28 protein-coding genes are annotated in these 24850 nt (G+C 64.6%); 9 read left to right on the top strand and 19 right to left on the bottom strand.

The genetic code is table 11. The annotated features are described in order from the left end of the window. Positions 1–4: 4 nt before the first annotated feature. Positions 5–925, bottom strand: a complete 921-nt coding sequence (locus IVB54_RS15000) for a branched-chain amino acid ABC transporter permease (protein WP_085351081.1) — start codon at positions 923–925, stop codon at positions 5–7. 106 nt (positions 926–1031) lie between these two features. Beyond that, the gene (locus tag IVB54_RS14995) at positions 1032–2324 is read right to left on the bottom strand and encodes an ABC transporter substrate-binding protein (protein ID WP_247777313.1); all 1293 of its coding nucleotides are present in this window, start codon (positions 2322–2324) and stop codon (positions 1032–1034) included. 136 nt (positions 2325–2460) lie between these two features. Between IVB54_RS14995 and IVB54_RS14990 the strand changes: the two genes are divergently transcribed. Then, positions 2461–3294 carry a MurR/RpiR family transcriptional regulator gene (locus IVB54_RS14990; protein WP_018455610.1) on the top strand — a complete coding sequence of 278 codons (834 nt, stop codon included), beginning with the start codon at positions 2461–2463 and terminating at the stop codon, positions 3292–3294. 22 nt (positions 3295–3316) lie between these two features. After that, positions 3317–4141, top strand: coding sequence for an SDR family NAD(P)-dependent oxidoreductase (locus IVB54_RS14985; RefSeq protein ID WP_018455609.1), 825 nt, complete (start codon positions 3317–3319; stop codon positions 4139–4141). A gap of 73 nt (positions 4142–4214) precedes the next feature. Here IVB54_RS14985 and IVB54_RS14980 read toward each other — a convergent pair whose 3' ends face one another. Continuing rightward, positions 4215–5288 carry a DUF2778 domain-containing protein gene (locus IVB54_RS14980; RefSeq protein WP_018455608.1) on the bottom strand — a complete coding sequence of 358 codons (1074 nt, stop codon included), beginning with the start codon at positions 5286–5288 and terminating at the stop codon, positions 4215–4217. Between the two features lie 646 nt (positions 5289–5934). Here IVB54_RS14980 and IVB54_RS14975 point away from each other — a divergent pair. Further along, on the top strand, positions 5935–6459 hold the full coding sequence (locus IVB54_RS14975) for a FecR domain-containing protein (protein ID WP_026232987.1): 525 nt from the start codon (positions 5935–5937) through the stop codon (positions 6457–6459). Between the two features lie 75 nt (positions 6460–6534). After that, positions 6535–8424, top strand: a complete 1890-nt coding sequence (locus IVB54_RS14970) for an adenylate/guanylate cyclase domain-containing protein (protein ID WP_247777312.1) — start codon at positions 6535–6537, stop codon at positions 8422–8424. A 25-nt stretch (positions 8425–8449) separates the two neighbouring features. Here the strand turns inward: IVB54_RS14970 and IVB54_RS14965 are convergent, their stop codons facing one another. The 4 genes from IVB54_RS14965 to IVB54_RS14950 form a co-directional block, all read right to left on the bottom strand. Beyond that, on the bottom strand, positions 8450–9952 hold the full coding sequence (locus IVB54_RS14965) for a glycosyltransferase family 39 protein (RefSeq protein ID WP_247777311.1): 1503 nt from the start codon (positions 9950–9952) through the stop codon (positions 8450–8452). 6 nt (positions 9953–9958) lie between these two features. Then, positions 9959–11092: a glycosyltransferase family 2 protein gene (locus tag IVB54_RS14960; protein ID WP_026232986.1), complete on the bottom strand. Its 1134-nt coding sequence runs from the start codon at positions 11090–11092 to the stop codon at positions 9959–9961. 259 nt (positions 11093–11351) lie between these two features. Continuing rightward, positions 11352–11555: a hypothetical protein gene (locus tag IVB54_RS14955; protein WP_026232985.1), complete on the bottom strand. Its 204-nt coding sequence runs from the start codon at positions 11553–11555 to the stop codon at positions 11352–11354. 89 nt (positions 11556–11644) lie between these two features. Then, complete coding sequence (locus IVB54_RS14950; protein ID WP_247777310.1) at positions 11645–12025, bottom strand: hypothetical protein; 381 nt, start codon at positions 12023–12025, stop codon at positions 11645–11647. 115 nt (positions 12026–12140) lie between these two features. Between IVB54_RS14950 and IVB54_RS14945 the strand changes: the two genes are divergently transcribed. Both IVB54_RS14945 and IVB54_RS14940 read left to right on the top strand, forming a co-directional pair. Further along, entirely contained in the window at positions 12141–12962 is an 822-nt protein-coding gene (locus IVB54_RS14945; protein ID WP_085385045.1) for a DUF72 domain-containing protein, read from the top strand. A 22-nt stretch (positions 12963–12984) separates the two neighbouring features. Then, positions 12985–13446, top strand: coding sequence for a DUF488 domain-containing protein (locus IVB54_RS14940; protein ID WP_247777309.1), 462 nt, complete (start codon positions 12985–12987; stop codon positions 13444–13446). 33 nt (positions 13447–13479) lie between these two features. On the opposite strand, the gene IVB54_RS14935 is transcribed toward IVB54_RS14940, so the two are convergent. The 8 genes from IVB54_RS14935 to IVB54_RS14900 form a co-directional block, all read right to left on the bottom strand. Further along, a complete protein-coding gene (locus IVB54_RS14935; RefSeq protein ID WP_247777308.1) occupies positions 13480–14394 on the bottom strand; it encodes a PhzF family phenazine biosynthesis protein in 915 nt (304 codons plus the stop codon). 122 nt (positions 14395–14516) lie between these two features. Beyond that, a complete protein-coding gene (locus IVB54_RS14930; protein ID WP_240550529.1) occupies positions 14517–14825 on the bottom strand; it encodes an amidohydrolase family protein in 309 nt (102 codons plus the stop codon). A gap of 26 nt (positions 14826–14851) precedes the next feature. Further along, on the bottom strand, positions 14852–15055 hold the full coding sequence (locus IVB54_RS14925; RefSeq protein WP_083926403.1) for a hypothetical protein: 204 nt from the start codon (positions 15053–15055) through the stop codon (positions 14852–14854). Positions 15056–15208: 153 nt separating this feature from the next. Then, positions 15209–16516, bottom strand: coding sequence for an adenylate/guanylate cyclase domain-containing protein (locus IVB54_RS14920; protein WP_247777307.1), 1308 nt, complete (start codon positions 16514–16516; stop codon positions 15209–15211). A gap of 31 nt (positions 16517–16547) precedes the next feature. Beyond that, a complete protein-coding gene (locus IVB54_RS14915) occupies positions 16548–17711 on the bottom strand; it encodes an ABC transporter permease (protein WP_018455596.1) in 1164 nt (387 codons plus the stop codon). Continuing rightward, the gene (locus IVB54_RS14910) at positions 17708–18637 is read right to left on the bottom strand and encodes an ABC transporter ATP-binding protein (RefSeq protein WP_247777306.1); all 930 of its coding nucleotides are present in this window, start codon (positions 18635–18637) and stop codon (positions 17708–17710) included. The genes IVB54_RS14915 and IVB54_RS14910 overlap by 4 nt, the downstream gene beginning before the upstream one ends. Beyond that, a complete protein-coding gene (locus IVB54_RS14905) occupies positions 18634–19422 on the bottom strand; it encodes an efflux RND transporter periplasmic adaptor subunit (RefSeq protein ID WP_026232982.1) in 789 nt (262 codons plus the stop codon). The genes IVB54_RS14910 and IVB54_RS14905 overlap by 4 nt, the downstream gene beginning before the upstream one ends. Continuing rightward, on the bottom strand, positions 19419–20114 hold the full coding sequence (locus IVB54_RS14900) for a TetR/AcrR family transcriptional regulator (RefSeq protein ID WP_085351068.1): 696 nt from the start codon (positions 20112–20114) through the stop codon (positions 19419–19421). Before IVB54_RS14900 ends, IVB54_RS14905 begins: the two co-directional genes overlap by 4 nt. 108 nt (positions 20115–20222) lie before the next feature. On the opposite strand from IVB54_RS14900, the gene IVB54_RS14895 reads away from it, so the two are divergent. From IVB54_RS14895 to IVB54_RS14885, 3 genes are read left to right on the top strand one after another with little or no spacing between them, the layout of a single operon-like run. Continuing rightward, entirely contained in the window at positions 20223–20558 is a 336-nt protein-coding gene (locus tag IVB54_RS14895; RefSeq protein WP_085351067.1) for a metalloregulator ArsR/SmtB family transcription factor, read from the top strand. Beyond that, the gene (locus IVB54_RS14890) at positions 20555–21019 is read left to right on the top strand and encodes an SRPBCC domain-containing protein (RefSeq protein ID WP_085351066.1); all 465 of its coding nucleotides are present in this window, start codon (positions 20555–20557) and stop codon (positions 21017–21019) included. The genes IVB54_RS14895 and IVB54_RS14890 overlap by 4 nt, the downstream gene beginning before the upstream one ends. A gap of 11 nt (positions 21020–21030) precedes the next feature. Beyond that, on the top strand, positions 21031–21444 hold the full coding sequence (locus IVB54_RS14885; protein ID WP_018455590.1) for a GFA family protein: 414 nt from the start codon (positions 21031–21033) through the stop codon (positions 21442–21444). A 43-nt stretch (positions 21445–21487) separates the two neighbouring features. On the opposite strand, the gene IVB54_RS14880 is transcribed toward IVB54_RS14885, so the two are convergent. The 4 genes from IVB54_RS14880 to IVB54_RS14865 form a co-directional block, all read right to left on the bottom strand. Further along, positions 21488–21898 (bottom strand): DUF2000 family protein, encoded by a 411-nt coding sequence (locus IVB54_RS14880; RefSeq protein ID WP_204511632.1) that lies wholly within the window; start codon positions 21896–21898, stop codon positions 21488–21490. 63 nt (positions 21899–21961) lie between these two features. Continuing rightward, complete coding sequence (locus IVB54_RS14875) at positions 21962–22351, bottom strand: DUF4189 domain-containing protein (RefSeq protein ID WP_018455588.1); 390 nt, start codon at positions 22349–22351, stop codon at positions 21962–21964. A gap of 194 nt (positions 22352–22545) precedes the next feature. Continuing rightward, on the bottom strand, positions 22546–24150 hold the full coding sequence (locus IVB54_RS14870; protein WP_018455587.1) for a molybdopterin-binding/glycosyltransferase family 2 protein: 1605 nt from the start codon (positions 24148–24150) through the stop codon (positions 22546–22548). Then, entirely contained in the window at positions 24147–24848 is a 702-nt protein-coding gene (locus IVB54_RS14865; protein ID WP_018455586.1) for an XdhC family protein, read from the bottom strand. Before IVB54_RS14865 ends, IVB54_RS14870 begins: the two co-directional genes overlap by 4 nt. Positions 24849–24850: the final 2 nt, after the last annotated feature.

Below are 24850 nucleotides of genomic sequence, written 5' to 3'. Positions count from 1 at the left end.
CCCTTTAGGCCTCGAGCACGCTTTTTTTGCCCCAGAGGCCGCGCGCGCGGAACGTCACGACGGCCACGAGCAAGATGTACATCGACAACAGCGACCATTCGGACGCGTAGGCGCCGGCAAGGCCGACACACAGTCCGACCAAAAGACCCGCCACGACCGCACCCCAAAAGCTGCCGACGCCCCCGAGCACGATCACCAGGAACGCAGGAATGACCGCATCGACGCCCATATGCGGGCGAATGCCCCAGATCGGCGCGACGATGATGCCCGCGATCGCGGCCAGCATCGTGCCGAACACGAAGACCAGCATCCGCAACCGCGACAGGTTGATGCCGAGCGCGCGAACGATCTCGCTGTCATGCGCGCCGGCCTTGACCGTCGCACCGAACGAGGTCTTTTCGATCAACAGCCAGACCAGGCCGATGACCCCGGCCGCGATGCCCGCTGCGTAGAAGCGATAGGTCGACCAGATCAGGTCGCCGAACAGGAAGCCGCCGTTGATGGCGGACGGCACCTGCAGCACGTAGTCGCGCGTGCCCCACACCAGGCGGATCATCTCTTCGATCACCATCGCGGCGCCGAAGGTCAGGAGCAGCCCGTAGAGCGGATCCTTGCCGTAAGTGCGCCGCATGCAGAGCTCGATCAGCATGCCGACCAGGCTCACGATCACGGGAGCAATGATCAACGTCGCCGCATAGCGCCAGCCGAGCGGCAGCGCGAGCCACGCTTTCGCAAGCTCCATCGGCAATGGAGGGCGCGGCCCCGTGAGCTGCATGGCGACATAAGCCCCGAGCGCGAACAGGGAGCCGTGCGCGAGGTTGATCTGCTCCATCAGCCCGACGATGAGCATGAAGCCGAGTGCGATCAGCGCGAACAACAGGCCGAGCGTCAGGCCGTTGAGGAGATGCGGAAGAAGGTCGAACAAGGTTTTTGGCTCTCGCAACTGGCATGTGTCATCCGGGAGGCTGACGGTCCCGGAGGCGCGGCGCGCGAGATGCGCGCCGCTCGTTCTGCGATGTGACGCACCGTCTCTAGGAGTCGACGGTCGGCACCTGCTCGTAGGGGGTGAGCTTGCACTTGCCGGGTGCCGCATCATCGGCGGCCGATTTCGGCTCCGTCCAGCTGATGATCTCGAACAGATCGGTATTGTCGACCGGCTTGGCGTTGCGCCGCGCCAGATAGATCGTCTGCTGCATCTGGTGCGTCATCGGATCCATGTAGGCGTCGAAATGCTGCATGCGATCGGTCGCCGAGACCTTCAGGTTCTCGAGCTCCTTGATGATCTTGACGTTGTTGGTCGACCCTGCCCGCTCGATTGCACGCAGCAGTTCGCGCGTGGACATGTAGCCGTTGTAGGAGACGTTGCCCGGCACCGGGATCGGGCGGTCCTTGTTGGCGGCCTGCCACTTCTTGACGAATTCGGCGACACCTGGCAGCGGCAGCTTGTGATACCAGGTGGTGCCGAACACGCCGAACAGGCTGTCGGGCGCGCCCCACACATCGGGCCAGTCCTGCTGGTTGTTGATCCAGGCCGGCTTGCCGTCGAGCTTGAGCTGCGCCACCTGCTCGCGCAATGCCTTGATATCGTCGCCGCCAACTGCGGTCGCCACAACATCGGGCTTGGCCTGCTGGATCTTCAGCAGATAGGCAGTAAAGTCGCGCGTGTTCTGCGGCACCAGCAGATTGTCGAGGATCTTGCCACCGGCGCTCTCGACCTGCGTCCTGGTCGCGGCAGACGTCGTGTGACCCCAGACATAGTCGTTGGTCAGCAGCATCCAGTTCTTGCCGATGGAGTCCACCGCGTTCTTGACCGACGCCTTGGAAAAATTGGTGCCGTTGCCGTCCCATACGAATTTCACGCGCGAGCAGTTCTCCCCGGCTTCGCTGGGCGCGGAGGAATTGGTGTTCATGTAGATCACACCATATTTGCTAGCGACCTGTGTGATGGCGTTGGCGACGCCCGAATGCAGCGCGCCGATCAGGATGGTGCAGTCCTCGCGGGTGATGAAACGTTCCGCGACGCGGCTGCCCGTAGCTGGCGTCGTCTCGGTGTCCGCCGTGATGAACGTGACCTGGCGCCCGAGTACGCCACCTTTGGCGTTGATCTCGTCGATCGCCATCTTGATGCCGCGGAAATCATCCTGGCCGCTGTTGCCGTATTGACCGCTGGCATCGCACGTCAGGCCCAGCTTGATCGGTTTCGCGCCTTGCGCCCAGGCATGATTCTGCCGCCACGGCCCAAAGAAGCTGCCGGCGCCGCCGATGACGCTCGCCATCAAGCTGCCCTTCAGAACGCTTCGCCGTGAGATCTGACGCCCTCTCATCGTGTCCTCCCGTTTTCGAAGTCTTTTGCTTTTTTGTGAGATTAGAATATTCATTCTATCTGTTATGTAAAGTAGAATATTTGATCCAAACGATGAAATGCCGTTAAACAGGCGACCGATCCGGAGATCCGACTCGATGAACAAGGCGGCTGGCGCCATGACTTATGACGAACTGCGCGGCGCGATCGCGCAGCGGCACCGGGCACTGTCCGGCCGGTTACAGCAGATCGCGGAGTTCGTGCTCGATCACCCGACCGATGTCGCGCTCGGCACCGTGGCGGAGGTGGCGCAGCGCTCAGGGGTGCCGCCGTCGGCGATCGTTCGCTTCGCGCATGCGCTCGGGTTCGGCGGCTTCACCGAGATGCAGCAGGTGTTCCGCTCCCGTCTCGTCGCCGGCGTCGCGCCAAGCTACAAGGCGCGCCTCGCCCGCATGAAGAGCCAGGAGAAGTCAGTGCTCGGCCGCCAGCCGGCCGCGGTCTTGTCGCGTTTCGTGTCCGAAGCGCAATCATCGCTGGTCACGCTCAGCCAATCCGTCCATGCGCGCGAACTCGACGCCGCAACCGCGATCCTTGCCAAGGCACGTGACATCTATCTGCTCGGCCTGGGCGGCTCGTTCCCGGTTGCGATCCACCTCGCCTACGTGCTGCGCAAGCTCGGACGGCGCGTCGTCCTGCTCGACGGCCTTGGCGGCAGCATCCACGAGCAGTCGCACGCGGCGACATCAGACGACGCGCTGGTCGCGATCAGCTTCCGAAATTACTATCCGGATACGGCGCGCTTGTTTCCTGAACTCGTCGCGCGGGGCGTGCCCACGATTTCCATCACCGACAGCCTTTTGAGCCCGATCGTCGAGGGCGCGAGCGTCGTGTTCGAGATCCAGGACATGCCTGAGCCCGCGCTGCGTACGCTTGTCGCACCGATGTGCCTCGTGCAGGCGTTGGCGATCGGCCTCGACCTCGCCGCAGACTGACATTCACAACAGGAACAAGATCATGACATCGCATGACACCAACAAGCTTCTGGCAGGCAAAGTTGCACTGGTGACCGGCGCGGGACGCGGGCTCGGCCGCGCTTTTGCAGAGAAGCTTGCCGCGCTCGGCGCTGACGTCGCTATCCACGGCATGCGCGAGAACGGGCCGGCCGAGTATGGCGAGGGCACCACCCTCACCGCGGTCGCCGTCGAGATCGGCCGCGAATTCGGCGTTCGCAGCCAGCGCGTGCTCGGCGATCTCACCAAGGGCGAGGACATCGCACGCGTCATCGCGGAGACCGAAGCGGCACTCGGCCCGATCGACATTCTCGTGCACAATGCCGGGGGCGATATCGCGGCCGGCGGCGGCAAGCCCGATCCGAACGATGCGGTGAATATCAAGGAGGCCGACGTGCGCGCGGTGCTGGAGCGCAATCTGCTCTCCACCATCCTGACATGCCAGGCGGTCGCGCGCGGCATGATGGAGCGCCGACGCGGCCGCATCGTGACGCTTGGCTCCGTCGCCGCTTTCAAGGGACGTACCCAAGGCTCGATCTATGCGGTCTCGAAGGCCGGCGTGACCCATTACACGCGATGCCTGGCCGACCAGCTCCGCCCCTACGACGTCGCCGTCAACTGCATCGCGCCCGGAGATACCCGCACCGGCCGCTTCCTCGGAACGCGTGCAGTCGACCCCGACAGAATGGTCGAGACCGGCACGCTCGACCGGATCGCAACCGTCGACGAGGTCGCGCGCGTTGTCGAATTCTTCGCAGGGCCCATGGGCGCCTTCGTTTCCGGTCAGGTGCTGCGGATCGACGGCGGCGGGCAGTGCTGGCCGGGCTAAAACGCACGCGCGAAGCGAAACAGAAAAGGGCCGCTGCAAGCGGCCCTTTTGCGTGATCTCGAATTGACTGAGCCTAGTCCACGCGCGCCAGCACCGCGAGCTTGCGGATGCCCTTGTTGCGGTAGGCGTCGAGGAACGCGTAATAATCCTTGAACGACACGCAGCCGTTGGAATCGCCGTTGGGCCCGAGCATGAAGGTATGCGCGAGCAGGCCGTCGCGGCCGTAGATCGCGCTCTCACCGCCAATCGGGGTCAGGCGCAGCGCAGGCACGCCGTGAAACAGCGCCTCGCGCGGTTTCAGCGTGTAGATATGCGGCGGCGTCACACCGCGCATGCGGACGCGCGAGGAGCGCGGGTCGTCGAGGTTGGAACCGAGGCCGGAATGCGCCTCGAGCTTGGTGCCGTCGGGCAAGTAAACCGTTTTAGCGGAGATGTCGTAGACCGCGGTGTCACGCTCATAGGGCGCCGAACCGCCGAGCATGGGGTTCTGCTCCCTCGGCGCGATGGAGGCGGTCACGCTGGCGTCGGCCGAGGCATAGGCGAGCAGCCCACCGGACGGCTCGCGCTTGCCCCAGAGCTTTTCCACCATCGACTGGCGCGGTCCGGTAATCGACATCACCGCAGCCTTGGCGCGATCGGCAATCGATTTTGGCTTCGCCTCAGGCGCCGGCACGATCTCGGCCGGATCTGCCGAGGCAAGCTGCAGCGGCGCGTCAGCGCCGCGCTTGGACTTCGCAGCGTCAGCGATCTTGGCGGGACCTGGCTTCAGGACTTCCGCGACCCTCGCGATCACGCTCGGCTTCGGCGCGTCCTTGGCTTCGGCGACCTTGGTTGCGGGCGCGGCGCTGGCCGCATTCGATGTCACGCCTTGGGTCGCAGCCGCGGCAAAGCGATCGTTGAACATCTCGCGCGAGATCGGCGCTGCCACCTGCAAGCGGTCGGGCAAGAGCGCAAAGGCGTCCTTGACGGCCTCACCGGCCTCGCGCAGCGCGACCCTGGGCGCCCGCTTGATCACGGGCTCGTCGTAGCCGCTGCTGCCGACGGTCGGATAGACGCTGGCGGCAAAGATGTTGCTGTAGATGGTCCAGCCGGCGCCAAGCACGACGCAGCCGATCACGGCGGCGCCAAGCACGTTTTGGGTGGTCATTTTCCGGGAAGGCTTCCGATAGGAATTGCTCGAGAATCCTTTGGACTTTCGTGCCGCGATGCCTTGCGCAGCGATACTCGTACTCATTCGCCTTGCGTCCAGAACGGTGTCACTCGGTCCCCCTTCGAAGCGCCGCTGGTCACGATCCGGGAACAGCATCTCGCAGAGGCTCGGAGCGTCATTAAGGCCACTTTTAGTTAAATGCGGATTAAGTTCGGGCGGATGTGAGGCAACCCGTTCGGGTGTCCCATTTCGAGAAAAAAGCCCGCAGAACTACGGACTTAAGGGCGTCTGTTAACTATAATTCTCGGCGGGATTGGCGTTGCCGGCGACCGTCTCCGGCCGCATCTCTAAGGCCATCCAACCAAGTCGTTTTCGTGGTGTTCAATACCCGGAAGATAGCGGGGAAGCGTTGCGCGAGGCTGGTGCGCAAGCACCCTCTGCTCCGCAGCCGCAGCGCGGTTGTCAGCAGCTACACCGCGCACGCGAGCAGGTGCCCTGACCGAAAGTTGATCGCACCGCACTGGAAAAGGCCGCAGCGAGAAAATAGCTACGGCAACCGGCACTTTTCAGCAGCCTCTGCGTGTGATACGGTACCGTATCAAGATCGCCTTGAACTGTGCCGAGCACGCAAACGGAGGCTGGCATGAGAGAGTTCGTGCGCGCAGGGTTTTTCGCTCTGGCGGGGTCGTTTCTGTTGATCGGACACGCGATTGCCCAGCCTGCCGCCAATGTGGGCTGCACGGCGACGCCATCTGCTGCCGGTACGCAGACCTGGCGCTGCGACAACGGCATCACGATCGTTGCCGAAAGCGGTGCCAGATTTGAACTTAAGGACGCTAACCGCGACGGACATATAGACTCGGTGGAGTTGAGCAGCAAAGCGCTGCTGGTCGAGGTCCCCAAGAAGCCCGGCGGCAATCCCTTCAAGGTGCTGACGCCGCAGGCGATCGCCGCGGTGCGCGGCACGAAATGGGCGGTCGATGTCGCAGAGGCCAAGACCTCCGTCTTCGTGGCTGACGGCCGTGTCGGCGTGAGCCGCAGGAATGGTGGGCGCAGCGTGGTATTAGACCGTGGCCAAGGCGTCGACGTGGAAGCCACAGGCCCGTTGACGGTCAAGACATGGGGCCAGCCGCGCGTCGACGCGTTGATGGCAAGACTTGGTCAGTAAGACTTGGCCAATGGTTCGGGTCACCTGGGCGCGGCGAACAGCACTTGGACGATAGAGAAATTGCAACACGACCACATGAGTAGCCGACGCGTTCAGATCCTGGTGGCACTCGTCCTCACCGCACTGTGGGGCGCGGGCATCTATGCCGGTCACGCCAACGGTCATCTGCGGTTTCTCGATCGCCTCGAGGCGACGCTGACGGATTGGCGGACGCAGGTCCGCGGCGTGCGGGTTCCGCCCGATCTCGTCACCATCGTCGCGATCGACGACACCGTCGTGAAGCGCGGCGGCAGCTATCCGCTGCCGCGCGCCGATCTCGCCCGCGTCGTCGACACCATCGTGCAGTTCAAGCCGAAGGTCGTCGCGATCGACCTGCTGCTGGTCGATCGCAGCGCTGCGATCGGCGACGCTACGCTGGCAAATACGCTGGCTACGGGTCCCATCGTCCTTGCCGCCGCAGCGATCTTCCCGTCCGCCAGCGAGACCGTGGAGACCAGCGGCCAAGGCCCCCTCGCCGCCCTGCCGCAGGCCGAGCGCTTCCTGCTGCCCTTGCCGGCGTTCGCCGATCATGCCGAGGTCGGCGTCGTCAATGTTGCGACCGGACAATCGGGCTCGCCGCTCTCGGTGCCGATGCTGTTCCGGACGAGCGACAAGGTCGAGCTGTCCTTTCCGTTGCGGGTCGCGGCGCGCGCGCTCGACAAGTCGCTGACGATCGCGCCGGACCATCTGATGCTCGGCGACCGCGCGGTGCCCACCGATGCCGACTTCGCGCTACCGATCACCTATTACGGCCCGCGCCGGACCATCCGCACCGTCAGCGCACAGAGCATCTTCGACGGCACGTTAAGTCGCGCGGCGATCGAGAACCGGATCGTCGTGATCGGGGCCTCGGTCGCCGGCGGCGGTGATTTTTACCCAACACCGTTCGATTCTCTAATGCCCGGCGTCGAAGTGGTCTCCACCGCGATCACCCATCTCGTCGCCGGGGACAGCATCGTGCGCGACCGCAAGGTCCACATCGCCGACGCGCTCATCGCGATCCTGCTGCCGGTGCTGCTGGTGGGCCTGCTCGCCTGGCGGCGCAGCGCGCTCGGCATCGTCGCCGCGGCCGCGGTGATGATCGCCTGGGCCGGGTTCAATCTGTTTGCGTTCACGCATGGCGTCTGGTTGAACGCCGCGACCACGCTCGCCGCGGCAGTGCCGCCGGTTGCGGTCTTTGCCGGCGTGCAATTGTGGGCGGGAGGCCGCCGCACGCAATATTTTGCCGCCAAGAGTCGGTCGCTCGCGCAATTCCAGGCGCCGGCCGTGCAGGAGTGGCTGGCGCGGGATCCGAATTTCCTGTCAACACCCGTCCGGCAGGACGCAGCAATGGTCTTCATCGATCTCTCCGGCTTCACGGCGCTGAGCGAGCGGATCGATCCGGGTGAACTCCAGGACATTCTGAAGGCGTTTCACGCGCTGATCGAGAAGACCGCGGTCGATTGCGGCGGCATGATCAGCGGCTTTCTCGGTGACGGCGCCATGATCCTGTTCGGCCTGCCCGGCGCGATGCCCGACGACGCCGCACGCGCGCTGAAATGCGCGATCGACCTGCACCGCGGCGTCGAGCGCTGGATCACGTGGTTGCCGCCAGCGATCAGGGATCAGCTCGGCTTCAAGATCGGCGCGCATTTCGGCCCGATCGTCGCCTCCCGCCTCGGCGAAAGCCATCAGCACATCACGGCGACGGGCGACACCGTCAACGTCGCGAGCCGGTTGATGGAGGTCGCTGCTAAAAACGGCGCGCGTCTCGCGCTCAGCGATACGCTGCTGGATGCGGCCGATTTCCAGGGCGCTCCCCACGGCGTTCTGTCGGGCCCCCTGCTCACGCAGGTCCGCGGCCGCTCCGGCGTCGTGAGCGTTTGGTTCTGGCGCGACCAGGACAGGCCGAACCAGGCCTCGACCAAGGCCGAGATGATCAACTGAACTTTCGTCGTCGTTCCGAGGAGAGCTACCGCGCTTCCGGCGGCGGCGAGCGGTCCAGCACGTCGCCCTTGGCGCCTTCGAGCAGATCGATGCTGTAAGTCTCGATCACGAGCGGGCCGCGCTTGCGCTGCAATTGCGCGACCTGCGTCACCTTGGCAAAGAGATCGTGGACGGCGGGATGGCCGTCAGAGCGCAGCTCGTCGACATAGATCAGTTTGCCCGCAAGCAGCTTTGGATCCGGCTCGGGCATGTTGGCCCAGCGGATGCGCTGGTTTTGCTGCGCCACGCAGCTGCCGCGCGGCAGATAGAAGGCGAGCCAGCCCGTCGTGCCGTAGTCCGGGGCAAGCACGCAGGTCGCGCCATTGCGAGCTCGCACCGCTTCGATTTCGGCAGCGAGCTCGCGCCAGCCGACGCCGACGCTACGCACGGTCGCATCGCGGCGATAGCCGGACAGCCAGCCGGTATTGGCCTGCACGATCAGCGCGGCAAACATCACGATGCCGGTGGGTGCGGCCCAGCGCAGGCAGAAATCCACCAGGCGACGCTGCCGCGGCTTCCACTGCACCAGATTGGCGGCGGCGGCCGCCGCGATGACGAAAGGCGGATAGACCGGCGCGAACCAGTTGGCCTCGACGCGGGCATGCAGCGAATGCCAGACGAAATAGGCGACGATGGTCCAGAACATCGTCTCGATCAGCACGCGCGAGGCGAGTGCGCCGGCCCGGCGCCAGGTCAGCGCGTGCAGCCCCATCGCGCCGAGGATGAACACCAGCGGGGTTGCGAACGCGATCTGCGTCGGAATCAGCTCGGCGATGAAGACCGGACGAAAATCCTCGATCCTGGCGCGCCCGAGCTGCTTTGCGAACGAGACCCATTGATGATCGGCATTCCAGAGGATCACCGGCGAGAACAACGCGAGCGCAACGAAACCGCCCAGATACGGCCAGGGCGAGAGAAACCAGTGCCGCAGTTTCGGCACGGCAGCGATCCAGATCAGGATCGCCAGCCCGAAGAACATCGCGGTGTATTTGGACAGGAGCGCCGCACCGACGGCTGCGCCGACCGCGAGCCACCAGATGCCGCGGCCGCTCTCCAGCACCTTGGCGAGAAAGAACAGCACGAAGCTGGAGGCAACCAGAAGCGGCGCATCGGGCGTGACAATCAGCGTGCCGACCGAGGCCAGCAGCGTTACATTGAGCAGGATGGCGCTGGTCGCGGCCACCCGCGCGCCGCCGATCAGGATCGCGGCGGAGCGATAGATCGCGTAACTCATCGGCAGCGCGAGCAGGATCGAGACCAGCCGGACGCCGAGCTCGGTGTCGCCGGCGATCAGGGTGCCGGCGCGGATGACGTAGGCAACCATCGGCGGGTGGTCGTAGTACCCCCCGGCGAGGTTCTGCGACCACATCCAGTAATAGGCTTCGTCGAAGGTGATTGGCGTGAAGGCGGCTGCGACGAGCCGCAAGCCGACCAGCGCAACGGTCACCAGCGCCGTATTGCGGACGATCCGCGCGTCAGCCCCGCCCATCGTGAGCTATTTCTTGCGCCAGACGAACAATCCGGACATCGCGTAGTTCCACACCACGCCCATCAGCGCCCCGGCCGCACCCGCAAGCCACCAGATCGGCTCCTGGTCGTAGACCGAGAAGGCGACGCCGACATTGGCGAGCAGGCCGACGCTGCACACGATGTAGAACGCGATCAGGCCGCGCAGCAGTGCAAAGCCCTTCAGCCGCTGGTCGCGGTAGGTGAGGAAGTTGTTGAGGACGAAATTGCTGGTCATTGCGACGATGGCGCCGGAGGCCTGCGCTTCCGCGAACGGCTCCTTGAACAGCTCGAGCGATATGAACAGGGTGGTGAGATGCACCACGAGGCCGATCCCGCCGACCATCGCGAACAGCAGGAAGCGTAACGAGACAGCATCGTTGGTGAACTTCGCCAGAACGAGGCCGAGAAAATCCAGCGCGACCATGGAATCGAGCTTGCTTTCGCCGTGCTGGCGCTCGCCGAACGTGTAGGGAATTTCGATGGCGCGCAAGGTGCCGTTAGCGCTTGCGACGAGGTCGAGCAGGATCTTGAAGCCGTGCACGGAAAGTTTCGGCGCGAGCTGCTCGAAGCGGTCGCGGCGAACCATGAAGAAGCCGCTCATGGGATCGGCGATCTCGACCCGCAGCGCTTTCCTGGCGAGTTCCGTTGCCAGCGCGCTGGCGCCGGCGCGCTGCTTGTTGAAGCCTTCGCTCTTGTAGCCCTCGATGTAGCGGCTGCCGACCACGAGTTCGGCCTGCCCGCTCGCGAGCAGCGACAGCATCTTCGGCAGTTGCGTCTCGTCGTGCTGGAGGTCGGCGTCGATCACGGCCGCATAGGGCGCGCTGGAGGCCAGGATGCCCTCGATGCAGGCCCCCGACAGGCCGCGGCGGCCGATACGGCGGACACAGCGCACGCGGCTATCGCGCTGGGCCAGCGCGCGCACGACGTCCCAGGTGCCATCAGGCGAATTATCGTCGACGAACACGACCTCCCAGGCGATGCCGGCCAGCACTGTCTCCAGCCGCCGGTACAGCACCGTGACATTGTCGCGTTCGTTGAAGGTCGGGACGACGACCGACAATTCGGGCGCCGGCGAAGCCGCCCGTGGGTTATCGGAGCCCGGTCTGATCGCTTGATTCATGACGGCAGCGTATATCCGCCGCGTCCTGTGCTGCCAAGAACTTGCGCCAGCAAGCCGGGGTTTCTCTGGGGAGCGGCCCAAAAAGGGGTCCCAAAATGCCAACGACCCCGGAACGGCGGGCGGCGCGTACATCCGGCGCAGCCTGGGCTATTCCAAGGTCGTTCCAGCGCCGGAGTTTTTCGCTCAACGTCGCCGTTAGAAGCTAAATGGGAACGGCAACGCCGCTTTACAAGGGGCGAAAGAGGCCTTTTTCACGCCCTTATTGGTTCGGGACTTCCTTGATCACCGGCCCTCGCGGCACGGGCGCGGCAGGAGCCGCCGGCGCCGCAGCCCCGGCCGGCTCGGCCTTCGCAGGCTTGGGCGGCTTGCCGTACTGGCCGATCGGCCCAAAGACGACGGCGACCGCAAGCACAATCGCCGCGACGATCGCGCCCAAAATGCCCCCCACCGACTCAGACGACATGGAAACCCATCCCTGTTCCAGATGCGCCCAGTGATACCATGGATAAGCGCGCTGCCGGAAGGGCTTGCCGGACGCACCGGTTCAATGGGCTATTGCTGCGGCGGCTTGTGCTTGACGAAGGCCGCCACGATGTCCTTCTGCGCCGCCTCCACCGCCCTGTTCGCGGTCGCGAGATGGGCGCCGGCATCAATATCCGGATATTGCGTGGTGAGATAATCGAGCAGTGCCACCCGGTAGTATTGTCGCTCCGACGGACAGGCTCCGGCGACGGAGCGCCCAAAATCCTGTTTCGACAGGCCCTGATTGCCGACGCGCGAATATTCCCGCGCCAGGCAATGCCAATAATCGTCGCGGCCCTGCGTGGCGAGCTTCTGCGCACCCTTGGCATCGTCATCGTCGGCCATAACTAAAGATATCATGGCAGCAGATGTCATCATGACGAGCGCCGCTCCCACCATCAGCATCCGCATCTTGTTCTCCTTTTTTCGCAGATCCTATCGCGAGCTTAGACGGGACGTCGCAACTGGCCAATCACAACTGGTTTGATTAGGATGGAGGCCCTCCTCCCGCATCCGAGATCCTCCCGTGGCCAAAGCAAAAACCGCGTCCAAAAAATCCGGCAACATCTTCATCGGCATCGGCGGCTGGACCTTCGAGCCATGGCGTGGGGTGTTCTATCCGGAGAAGCTCACGCAAGCCAAGGAGCTGTCCTACGCCGCCTCGAAGCTGACCTCGATCGAGATCAACGGGACTTATTACGGCTCGCAGAAACCGGAGAGCTTTCGCAAATGGGCGAGCGAGGTGCCTGATGGTTTCGTGTTCTCGGTGAAGGGGCCGCGCTTCGCCACCAACCGGCGCGTGCTGGCCGAGGCCGGGGATTCCATCAAGCGTTTCTATGATTCCGGCGTGCTGGAACTCGGCGATCATCTTGGGCCAGTGCTGTGGCAGTTTGCGCCGACCAAAAAATTCGACGGCGCCGATTTCGGAAAATTCCTCGAGCTGTTGCCGCGCAAGCTCGAGGGACGCGCGCTGCGCCACGTCGTCGAGGTCCGTCACGACAGTTTCTGCACGTCGGATTTCGTCGCGCTGATCCGCGAATTCGAGACGCCCGTCGTGTTCGCCGAGCACGGCAAATATCCGGCGATCGCCGACGTCGCCGGCGATTTCGTCTATGCGCGACTGCAGAAGGGCAATGACGAGATCAAGACCTGCTATCCGCCGAAGCAGCTCGATGCCTGGGCCAAGCGCTTTCAGGACTGGGCCGAGGGAAGCGAACCCGACGACCTGCCGAAGGTCGACAAGGCCAAGCCGAAGAAGGAACCGCGCGACGTGTTCGCCTATGTCATCCACGAGGGCAAGGTGCGCGCGCCGGCCGGCGCGATGGAACTGATCGCACGGGTGAGCTGAGGTATTTCGCTAAAGGTGTCTCATGGCAAAGGCAAAAAAGCTCTTCACCATCGGCTATGAGCAGACGCCGCCGAAGGCAGTGCTCGACGAGCTGGAGCAATCCGGCGTCAAGCTCGTCGTCGACGTGCGCGCGGTGACGTCATCGCGCCGGCCCGGCTTTTCCAAGAGGCAGCTCGCCGCAGGCCTCGATGAACGCGGCATCGCCTATGTCCATCTGGCAGCGCTCGGCACGCCCGAGGAAGGCCGCCTCGCCGCCCGCAGCGGGCAATACGATGTACTGGAGAAGGTTTTCTCAAAGCACCTGAAGACGCCGGAGGCCAGGGAGCAGATGGACGAGCTCTCGGCGCTGGTGAAGAAAGCCGGTCCCGTCTGCCTGCTTTGCTACGAGCGCGACCACACCCATTGCCACCGCCAGATGATCGCGGAGATCATCGAGGAGCGCGATGGGGTAACGGTGAAGAATTTGGCGGGACGGCAGGCCTGAACGACTCTCTCCGTCATGGCCGGGAATAGAGAGCTACCCCTCCCCCGCGAGCCGGAACGTGCCTTCCATCATCTGCACACAGCTGCCGCCGACATGAGCGGAGACGATTTTGCCGTCCTGCTTGCGCACGCGCGTCAGCAAGAGGCTCGGCCGCCCCATGTCAAAACCCTGGCCGACCGTGAGCTTCAACTCGCCCTCGCGCCTGGGATCGAGATCGGCGAACAGCGCGGCGGCTGCGACGGTTGCGCTGCCGGTCGCGGGATCCTCGGTGAGGCCGCTGGCGCCGCGCATGAACATGCGCGCCTGGCGCTCACATGGCGCCTCCGCTGCGGGCACGTCACGGGTATAAAACCACACCGAGCGGGCGCCATCGCGTGGCAATATCTTGCCATAGGCCGCGGCATCCGGCCGGGCCCGCTTCAGCGCCTCGCGCGAATGCAGCTCCATCACGAGAAACGCGTTTCCGACGGTGACGACGTGCGCTGCGTGGTTGTCGGTCTTGATGTCATCCGCGCCGAGCGAGATGCAACTCGCGGCTTCAGCAGGTGACAGTGGCGCATACCGCGCCAGCGGCTGCGGCGCGGTCAGCTCCGTTCTGACCACCCGGCCCTGCTCCCGCACGATCTCGACCGGCACGAGCCCCGCCTTCTCCTCGAACAGCAGGCGCGGTTTCGGCTCCTTCGCCAGCGACGCCAGCACGAAGGCTGTGCCGACATTGGGATGACCGGCAAAGGCGATCTCCAACACCGGCGTGAAGATGCGCACTTCGGCGTCGTTGGCCTTATCGCGCGGCGGCAGTACGAAGGTCGTTTCCGAATAGTTGAACTCGGTCGCGATCGCCTGCATCTGCTGCGTGGAGAGCCCGCCGGCATCCAGCACCACGGCGAGCTGGTTGCCTCCGAAGGCGCGGTCGGTGAACACGTCGACGGTGATGTAGCGGCGCTGCATCTTCGCTTCCTCTTCACGCAAGCGCAGCCGCGGTCGGCTGCATCGCCGGCACTCTACAAGCCGGCGACATCGCCCGTCATGCCCCAAAATAGAGTGCAATCGGAGCAATCGCGGAAGACGGATCAAAAGCGGCAGAGCGAACGTGGCGATGCGAGCACTTGCGCGCGTTCACTCTGATCGACGATCAGCCCATCGATAAATCGCCGGTTCTTCGCGTAGCTTTGCGCCTTCTCGAACTGCGTGTGCGGCCAGTCGCTGCCCCAGAGCAGTCGATCGAGGCCGTACGCGTTGCGCAGCAGCGGGTAGGCCGTCTTCGCAAAATCTTCGCCGGCCGCGCCGTTGCGATACGGCGCCGAATCTACTCGGCCTCCAGCGCGAGATCCCGCGCAGTCCGCCATCAGCGTTCGCGACGCCGGGCTGGCGGACTTCACCGGCCCGGCTTCGTCTCTGCCGCGAGTTAGTACGCGGACGCCGTGTTGGGCAGGCAAGGCGGCTGTGCGTAAGGCGCAGAGGCATACGCGCCTGCTGCCGGAGCCCTGACGCAGTCGGTCGCCACGTGAGTTGCGGCGCGGCGCGGCACGCTGTCCCGCGCCGATGCGGCCTGGCTTTGGGTGACAGCGGCGGCGATCAGGGCGGCTGCAACAAGGATCGATCGAGTCATTGGCTTCTCCGGGTGACAAAGGGAAGCTGAGATTTTCGGCTTCCACCGTGAAAGACCCAAAAGCTACCAAGGATATTTCATCACGCGCCTTCAACGAAACGCGAGCCGCTTCAACGAAACGCGACTCACAAGTGAAGGCGCAGGCGGCGGCCCTCACCCCAGTTGAAACACCGCCACCTTCTGCTCATAGCCGCGCACCTCGACCTCCCCAAGCGACACCGCATCGTCGCCGTCCTCGCCCAGCGCCTCGCGGACCGCCGCCGAGATCAAGAGCTGCGAGCCGAACTCCTTGTTCAGCGCCTCCAGCCGGGAGGCGAAGTTCACGGTGTCTCCGATCACCGTGTATTCCTTGCGCCGGGGCGAGCCGATATTGCCGGCGACGACCTCGCCGAAATGGATGCCGATTCCGATTCTGAGCGGCCAGCTCGTCTGCGCGTTGATGCGCGCCATCGCGGTCAGCATCTCGCGGCCCGCGGCGACCGCGCGGTGCGCGGCGTCGGAGGTCTCCAGCGGCGCGCCGAACAGGGCCAGAAAGCCGTCGCCCAAAAACTTGTTCACGATGCCCCCCTCGCGGTCGAGAATGTCGACCAGGACGGCGAAGGCGCCGTCGAGCCGGTCGACCACCTCCTGCGGGGTGCGCGACTGCGCGCCGGCGGTGAAGCCGCGGAAATCGACGAACATCACGGCGACGCGGCGGAGGTCGCCGGCGGCGCTCGTCCCCGCCGCCATCAGCCGCTCCACCACCTGTGGCGACACGTGCTGACCGAACAGGTTGGTCACCCGGTCGCGCGCGGTCGCTGCGGCAATGCTTGCGGCGAACTGGCGGCGGAGCTGCGCACCGACCGCGCCTGCAAGCACGCCGCAGATCAGGATGATGGTGCTTCGCACCGCGTGGAAATAGATCTGCGGCTCGCCGCTCCCGCTGGCGGGATCGAAGATCAGCGCCACAGCGAGCAACTCACCCGCAGCGACGAAGCCGGTGAAGGTGGACAGCCAGAAGTCGAGCCGCAGGGTCGAGAGGATGACGAAAATGAAATAGATCAGCGGCACGACGAAGCCGAGCGCCTGGCTCGCGCCCATGCTGCGGATCTGCAGGATCAGGATGACGGTCGGCAGCGAGGTCTCGATCAGCGCGCCGATATAGCGCCGGATCACCGGCAGATCGCGGTCGAGCTTGAGGTTTCGCCTGATCTGGCTGTGGACCCAGACCTCGAACAGGATGAAGCCGGTCAGGAGACCATAGACCTCGGCAAGCCCCTCCGTGCCCCGCCAGACCCGCTGCACCACGGAGGAATTGACGAGGTAGATCCCGGTGAGGAACACGACGATGACGCAGCCCGTCGTGATCAGCGCCCTCACTCGCACGAGCTCGGTGCGCAGCACCTCGCGCGTCAGCTCGCGCTCGAAGTCTTCGGACATCACGGCATGCTGCCGGGCCTTCCTGCTCGCAAAACTGACCATTCCGCCCCCTTGATTCCAGGGGCATCTTGCCTCAATCCAGCGTGCGGCGGAAGCGCGTCACGGCGATGGTCATGGCGAGCAGCATCAGGACCGCCAGCGCCAACGCGTCGAAACGCAAATTTTGCATGCTCGCACCCTTCAGCATGATGGCGCGGACGATGCGCAAATAATGCGTCAGCGGCAGGCACTCACCGACATATTGCGCCCAGGCCGGCATCCCGGCAAATGGGAACATGAAGCCGGATAGCAAGATGCTCGGCAGGAAGAACATCATCGACATCTGCATCGCCTGGAGCTGGTTCTGCACCAGCGTCGAGATCGTGTACCCGATCGCCAGATTGGTCGTGATGAAGAGCGTCGAGAGCAGCGCCAGCAGGAACAGATTTCCGAGCACCGGCACACCAAACAGGCCGACCCCGATGCCAATGATGAGGAACGCCTGCACGAACCCGACCAGCACGTAGGGAATGATCTTGCCGAACATCACCTCGACCGGCTTGATCGGCATCGACAGCAGGCTCTCCATCGTGCCGCGCTCGACCTCGCGCGTGACCGAGAGCGCGGTGAAGATCAGCATGGTCATGGTCAGGATGGTGCCGACGAGGCCCGGCACGATGTTGAGGCTCGACGCGGCGGCGGGGTTGTAGCGGGCGTGCGCGCGGATCTCGAACGGCATCTCCGGGGGATCTCCGATGTAGAGATCGTGCTTGAGTGCGGTCTGCACGACCATGCCGAGCGAGCCGATTGCCGCGCTCGCCGCCACTGGATCGGTGGCGTCAGCCGCGACCAGCAGCGCCGGCTTATCGCCGCGCCGCACTGCCCGCTCGAAGCCGCGCGGGATCTCGACGCCGAACAGAACCTTGCCGGATTTCAGGAGATTGTCGAAATCTTCGACGTCGTGGACTTCATAGAGAAAGCGGAAATAGGCGGTGTTCTCCAGCGCCTTCAGGATCGAGCGTGCGAGATCGGAATCCTCCTGAAGCAGCACCGCGCTCGGCAGATTGTGCGGCGTGGTGTTGATGGCATAGCCGAACAAGAGCAGCTGCATCACAGGCAGCATCACGATCATCGCAAATGACACGCGGTCGCGCTTGAGCTGGATGAACTCCTTGATCAGCATCGCATAGGAGCGCCTCCAGAAGCCGAAGCGCTCCCGGATCGCGTGCTGGGGTTCAGGATGATCGACCGCGCTCATTGGAAATTGTCCTTGGAACGGCTCATCAATTCGATAAACACGTCTTCCAGTGACGGCGATGATTTGTGCCAATGCAGTTCGCTTTTTTCGCGCCACGGCGCGATGCTGGCCTCGAGCGCGGCGACGTCGCGGCCGGAGACGTGCAGCGACGTGCCGAACGGCGCCACCATGTCGATTGCCGGCTTGCCGGTAAGCGCAGCCGTAAGCTCGTTCAGGTCCTCGCCCGTCACGGTGTAGGTCGTCAACGCGGATTTCGCGATCACCTCGTCCACGGTGCCATGCACGAGCAGATGGCCATAGGCGATATAAGCGATCTCGTGACAGCGCTCGGCCTCGTCCATGTAGTGGGTCGAGACCAGCACGGTGAGACCGTCGGCCGCGAGTGCATGAATCTCGTTCCAGAAATCGCGCCGCGCTTTGGGATCGACGCCGGCGGTCGGCTCGTCGAGCAGCAGCAGTTTCGGACTGGGCAATGTGCAGGCACCTAGCGCCAACCGCTGCTTCCAGCCGCCGGAGAGCTCGCCCGCGAGCTGTTCCTCGCGCCCCGAGAGCCCGATCCGCTTGATCATGTCGCGCGCGGCGCCGCGCGCGTCGGCAAGGCCATAGAGCCGCGCGACGAATTCGAGATTCTCGCGCACCGACAGGTCCTGATACAGGCTGAACCGCTGGGTCATGTAGCCGACCTGGCGCTTGATCTTTTCGGCGTCCTTCAGGATGTCGTAGCCGAGGCAGGTGCCCTCGCCGCTGTCGGGTGTGAGCAGGCCGCAGAGGATGCGAATGGTCGTCGTCTTGCCGGAGCCGTTCGGCCCGAGGAAGCCGTAGATCGAGCCGCGCTTCACCTGCATCGACAGATCGTGCACGACCTCCCGGCCGCCGAACGACTTGGTCAGGCCCTTGACGTCGATCGCGATGCCATTGCCGCTCATCGTTTGTCCGCCACCGGAGTTTTTGGATTGAGATAGACGTCGATCGGCTGTCCGACGCGCAAGGCGTCGGGACGCGAAGGCCGCGCCTGAATCAGATAGACGAGCTTGTTGCGCTCCTCGAGGCTGTAAATGACAGGCGGCGTGTATTCGGCCGAGGTTGCGATGAAATAGATCTTTGCGGTGAGATCGGCGGCGCAATTGTCGCACGCGATCCGCACCGTATCGCCGATCGCAAGCTTCGGCAGCTCGGTCTCCGGCACGAAGAAGCGCAGCTTCATGTTTCCGGGCGGCATGATCGAGAGCACGGGCCGCTGGGCCGCCACCATCTCGCCCTCGCGAAAATAGATCTGCTGGATGGTGCCGGCGACTGGCGCAAAGCCCTTGCGCCGCGCCATCCGCGTCTCCGAGGTCGCCACCCGCGCCTCGGCGACGCGCAAGGCGGAGACGGCCGAGTCGAGATTGGCCTGCGTGCCCGAGCCGGTCTTGCTCAGCGAAGCCGCGCGATCGTAGGTTTGCTGCGCATTCGCCAGCGTCGCCTTGTTCTGGTTGAGATCGGCAAGCTGGAGATCGTCGTCGACGGAATAGAGGTGATCGCCGACCTTGACCTGATCGCCCTCGCGGACGTTGAGCTTCGTCACGCGACCCGCCTCGTCTGGGCTAACGAAGATCATGTCAGCCTCGACCCAGCCCTGGAAGCCGGGATCACGCTTGTCTTTGCAGCCGGCAAGCCCGGTCGCGAGGACCGCGATCAATGCGAGTACAGAAATTGCTTGCGACGACCTCATGTCGTGCTCCGTTCGCCAAAAATCAAATCGAGATGAACGCGCAGCATGTCCTGCGCGTCGAGCGGCGCGTGCCGCGCAAACAGGCTCTGCCAGATCACCGCGATCATCGCGGGTGCGACCAGGATCTGCGGATAGTGCGCCAGGTTCTTCTGGCGGATCTCGCCGCGGGCGATGCCGAGCTCGATCAGGGCGCGCATGGCGGAGATGCCGCGCGAGACGACCTCGCGGTAGTAGAAGTCGGCCACGGAGGGAAACCGCGGCCCCTCGGCCACGATCAGGCGCACGAGATCGCCGCGCCTGGTGCCGATGACCTCCTTCAGGAAGTTACTCGCAAACGCCTCGACCAGATCGCGCACCGAGCCCGCCGGTGGCGGCAATGCCGTCAACCGGGTCACGACAGGCACGATCACCGTCCGGACCAGCTCCTCGAACATCGATTCCTTGTCCTTGAAGTGCAGGTAGATGGTGCCCTTGGCGACACCCGCACGCTTCGCGATGTCGTCGAGCCGCGTCGCGGCAAAGCCCCGCGCGATGAATTCCTCCATCGCGGCATCCACGATCGCCGCGCGCCGCTCCGCCGCGCGCGTGGCACGGCTCGACGCGGGCACCGCGTCCTCGCCAGCGTGTGAATTGGCCTTCGCGTTCGCGCGAGCTGCGGGCGGCGTGGCGGCTTTGGCGGGTTTCCTGGTCATCTATCTGGCATGACTGACCAGTCAGTCATAGTCAAGACAGCGCTGCGGACCCAATCTGGTCCACAAATTAGTATTGACTAATTCATTAGCGACGGCTAATCTAATTCTATGATCGAAGCCGCCCCAAATCCCGTTACCACCGTCATGCGCGCGCTCGCGGACCCGACGCGACGCGCCGTCTTCGAACGCGTGTTCGAGAGCACGGAGATCAGCGTCGCTGAACTCACGCGGGGAAGTGGCGTGACGCAAGGCGCGATCTCGCAACATTTGAAGTCCCTCAAGCAGGCCGGCCTCGTCGCCGAGCGTGCCGAGGGCCGCAACGTCTATTACCGTGCCGCGCCGCAAGGCCTCGAACCGCTGGTCTCCTGGATGGACCATTACGGCGTGTTCTGGCGCGAGCGCTTCCAGAACCTGCGTGACCTCTTGAAGGAGATTGACCCGTGAGTGCTGTTGAATTGAAAGCCGAGACAAAAGACATCGTCATCGACGAGGTGCTCCCTCATGCGCCGGAGACGATCTGGAAGGCGCTGACCAGCGCCCAGCTGATCGCGCGCTGGCTGATGCCGCCGACCGGTTTCGAGGCCGTCGAAGGCAACACTTTCACCTACCAGACCACGCCGGGCGGCGCATGGGATGGTGTCATCCATTGCCGGGTCCTGGAAGTCATGCCGAACCGCCGCCTCGTCTACGCCTGGAAAGGCGGCGATGAGCGCAACATTGGCTACGGCGCGCCGCTCGACACCGTCGTGACGTGGTCCCTCACCCCGGTCGAGGACGGCACGCGGATCCGTCTGGTTCATGCGGGCTTCGTCTTGCCCAGGAACGAATCGGCCTACACGGGCATGAGCGGCGGCTGGAAGAAGGTCGTCCGCCAGCTCGACGAGATCAGCGGCGAAGACAAGTAAGGAGTAATCGCATGACCAAGCCCTATACCGGCGGCTGCGCCTGCGGCGCGATCCGCTATTCGATTGCCGGTGAGCCGCTGTTCAGCAATCACTGCCAGTGCCGGGACTGCCAGCGCGAAAGCGGCAGCGCCCACGGCTCGTACATGACATTCGCACGCGACGGCGTCACGGTGACGGGCGAGGCAAAGCATTGGGACATGGTCGCCAACAGCGGCAACGTGAAGACGCGCGGTTTCTGCACACAGTGCGGCGTGCCTGTGTACATGACCTTCGCGGCACAGCCCGACGTCTTCACGATCCGCGCCGCAAGCCTCGACGAGCCCGCCCGCTACAAGCCGCAGGCGGTCACTTTCGCCGCGCGCGGACATCACTGGGATCGTCTTGACCCTGACCTGCCCAAATTCGCGGGCATGCCGCCGGGGTGAGGCATCGCAGGTGGAAGCGCGCGCAAGACCGCGCGCGTTCACGTCAACTATGAAACTTCAACCCGTCGACGATCTTGTCGATCACCTTGCGCTCCGCGCGCATCGCGAGACCGACGAGATCGAGATCGGTGCGCGCCACTGCCCTCACCACCTCGCGGTTGGCCGCATCATGAGTGGTCTTGAACATGTCCTCGGTATAGACCGCCGGCTTGACGTTGCGCGTCAGGGCCCGATCGAGCGCGCGCGTCAATGCGGGACCGTCGGCCCCATAGATCAGGATCGGCTGACCGATCAGCGCGTGATATTTCGTGCCCGACGCGTCCTCATAGGGCTCGCCGATGCATTCCGGAAAGGCCGCGGCGATGCCGCTGGTGAGGAAGGCCGCGACGTTGAGCTTCTGCCAGGCTTGAAGATCGGTACGAATCACGATGGCGATCTTGGTATCGAACTGCATGCAACTCCCCGACTGTCATTCCGGATTCGATGCTACGCACGATCGGAATGACTGCAACAGGAATCAACCCTTGGCGTCGCAGGCCCAGGCGCGGATCACGCATTCCTTGCCGCCGTATTTGTAGCATTCGCGCGTGGCGGCATTGAGCGTGGTCGAGATCTTCGGCTTGACGGCATAGCCATAGGCGCCGCAGGGATTGGAAAGATCGACCGACATCGCGGCGCAGGCGCGCTTCATCGTCACGGTCGTGCAATCGCCCTTGCACTGCTTCTGCGCCGCCGCACGGGCTTCGTGCTCGGCGCCATAATCAAAGGCCTGGCCGTAAGCGCCGCACTTGCCGACCGCAAATGCACCGGCGGCATGCGCATCCGTGATATGGCGAGCGCCCGCGATGCAGACGGACAGCGCAAAGAAAAACATCGCGCAACGGCGCGCGACGACGTTCGAAGCCATGGAAAAACCCCTCCCCCCAAGGCAGGTGAAGGTGACTGTAAGCGGCGGTTGTTTCCAGATGGTGAACGGGGCGTTGAATTGAGGCCTGGGCGGCGCGGTAGGTGGGCAAAGCGACGCGTGCCTACCAATCAAACACCACCGTGTCGAGGGATGGTGGGCACGGCGCTGCGCGCCTTTGCCTACCCTACGAACCGCTATCCCCGCCGTGCCGCTTCCAATGCCTGCGGCGTGTCGATGTCGAGGAAGGCGCTCTCGCCGTCGACCGGCACTTCGGCGACGGCCTCGGTGTGCTTGGCGATCAGATGGCGCGCGCCGACATCGCCGTCGAGCGTCATCAACTCCTTGAAGAAGCGGCGCGACCACAGCACAGGGTTGCCGCGGCGACCTTCGCTGACGGGCACGACGATGAGATTGCCGCGGTCCGGTGCGAACGCGTCGATGAGACGGTCGATCAGGCCGGCGTCGATCAGCGGCATGTCGCCGAGGCAGACCACGGCGCCGTCGGACGCCTCGGGAACGGCCGCGATGCCCGCCTTGACCGAGCTTGCGATGCCGCCGGCAAAATCCGGATTTTTGACAAAACGCACCTTCAGGCCCTGCAAGGCTTGTTCGATCAGCTCGGTCTGATGGCCGGTGACGACGATCACCTCGGACGCCTTGGAGGCCAGCGCCTGCTCGGTCGCTATTCGCACCAGCTTCTTGCCATCGAGCTCGGCCAGTAGCTTGTTCGGCCCACCCATCCGGGTCGAGCGGCCTGCTGCGAGCACGATGACCGCGACCTGGTTGTTGCCCTCGATCTCCGGTTTTGCGCGCGGCTGCGGGCGCGTGACGATCTCCATCAGGAGGCCGCCAACACCCATGCCCATCAGCTCGGACCGCGTCACCTTGATGCCCGCGAGCAGCCGCATCAGCACCCAGTCAAAGCCGTTCTCGACCGGCGAGCGCGCGCAGCCGGGCGCGCCCAGCACCGGCACGGCGCCGGCCCGGGCAATCAGCAGCAGGTTGCCGGGATCCACCGGCATGCCGAAATGCTCGATCTCGCCGCCGATGCCGGTCACGGCCGCAGGGATCACGTCGCGGCGGTCGGCGATCGCGGATGCACCGAACACGATCACGAGCTCGGCGCCAAGTCCCAGCAGTTCCTTGATCGCAGCCGACAGCGCCTGCTCCTCATGCGGAACCCGCCGCTCCGCGATGATGCCGGCTCCGGCTGGCGCCAGCCGCTCGGCGGTGACCCGCAACGTCTTGTCGATCACCTTGGAGGACAGGCCGGGCAGCAGCGTCGAGACCACGCCGACGCGCTTGATGACGTAAGGCGCGATCTTCAGAACGTCGCGACCCGCGGCCTTCACCGCGGCATCACGCAAGTTTCCTTTGACGCCGAACGGGATGATCTTGACGGTGCCGACCATCTCGCCCTCGACCACCGGCTTGTAGGCGGAGAGCGTGGCAAAGGTAATGGCCTCGTCGATATTGTTGATGCGGTCCACCGCGGCGCGATCGATCACCAGCACGCCTGGCTGCGCGGCGAACAGATTGGCCCGGCCGGTGAAGGCGCGCTCGACATGGATGCCCTCGCCGCCGACCGCGAGCGCGATGCTGGCGGCAGCGATGTCCTCGGAGACATCGCCCTCCTCCATCCGCACCACCACAACGTCCTTGATGCCGGCGCGCTCCAGCGCCTCGACCTCGGCCGGGCCGATCGTCGTGCCCTTTTTCAGCACCAGCGGTCCCTGGCGCAGGGTGTGGACGGTCACCCCGCCGATCGCATCCCTGGGACTCGCCGGGCCGAACTTCATGCGGCTTCTTCTTTTTCTTTGGGCGGCAGGCGAAGCACCGCCGTGATCTCGGCCATGATCGAGACCGCGATCTCGGACGGCGAGACCGCGCCGATCGCAAGCCCGATCGGCGCGTGGATGCGCGCGATGTCAGCCTCCTTGGCGCCTTGCGCCCGCAGCCGGTCGCCGCGCTTGGCGTGCGTCTTCCGCGATCCGAGCGCGCCGATATAGAAGCAGTTGCGCTCGAAGGCGTGCAGCAGCGCGGGATCGTCGATCTTGGGATCGTGCGTTACCGCGACGAAGGCCGTGTAGGCGTCGACGTTGAGCAGCGGCAGCGCCGTGTCGGGCCATTCCGCGACCAGTGGAACGTCGGGGAAGCGCTCGGGGCTCGCAAAGGCCGTGCGCGGATCGACCACGGTGACGTCGTAGCCGAGCGAGCGCGCCAGCGGTGCCAGGGCCTGGCTGATATGGACGGCGCCGACGATGACGAGCTTTGCGGTCGGCGCATAGACGTTGAGGAAAAGCTTCTTGCCGCCGGCTTCGACGCTGGCGCTTTTGCCCATGCGAAGCTGCTTGTCGAGCTCGGCGCCTAATGGATCCTTGGCAAAATCCTTGGCCTTCACCAGGCGCTGCTCACCACTCTCGGTGTCGGTGACCAAAATCACCGCGCGGCGCGCGGCGCGCTCGGTATTGAGTTCGTGCAGGATCTCGAGCTTCACGG

The organism is Bradyrhizobium sp. CW1 (assembly GCF_023100665.1).
Taxonomy (GTDB): domain Bacteria; phylum Pseudomonadota; class Alphaproteobacteria; order Rhizobiales; family Xanthobacteraceae; genus Bradyrhizobium; species Bradyrhizobium canariense_D.
The sequence above is the reverse complement of the archived record's forward strand: the minus strand, read 5'-3'. Positions and strand labels throughout refer to the sequence as shown.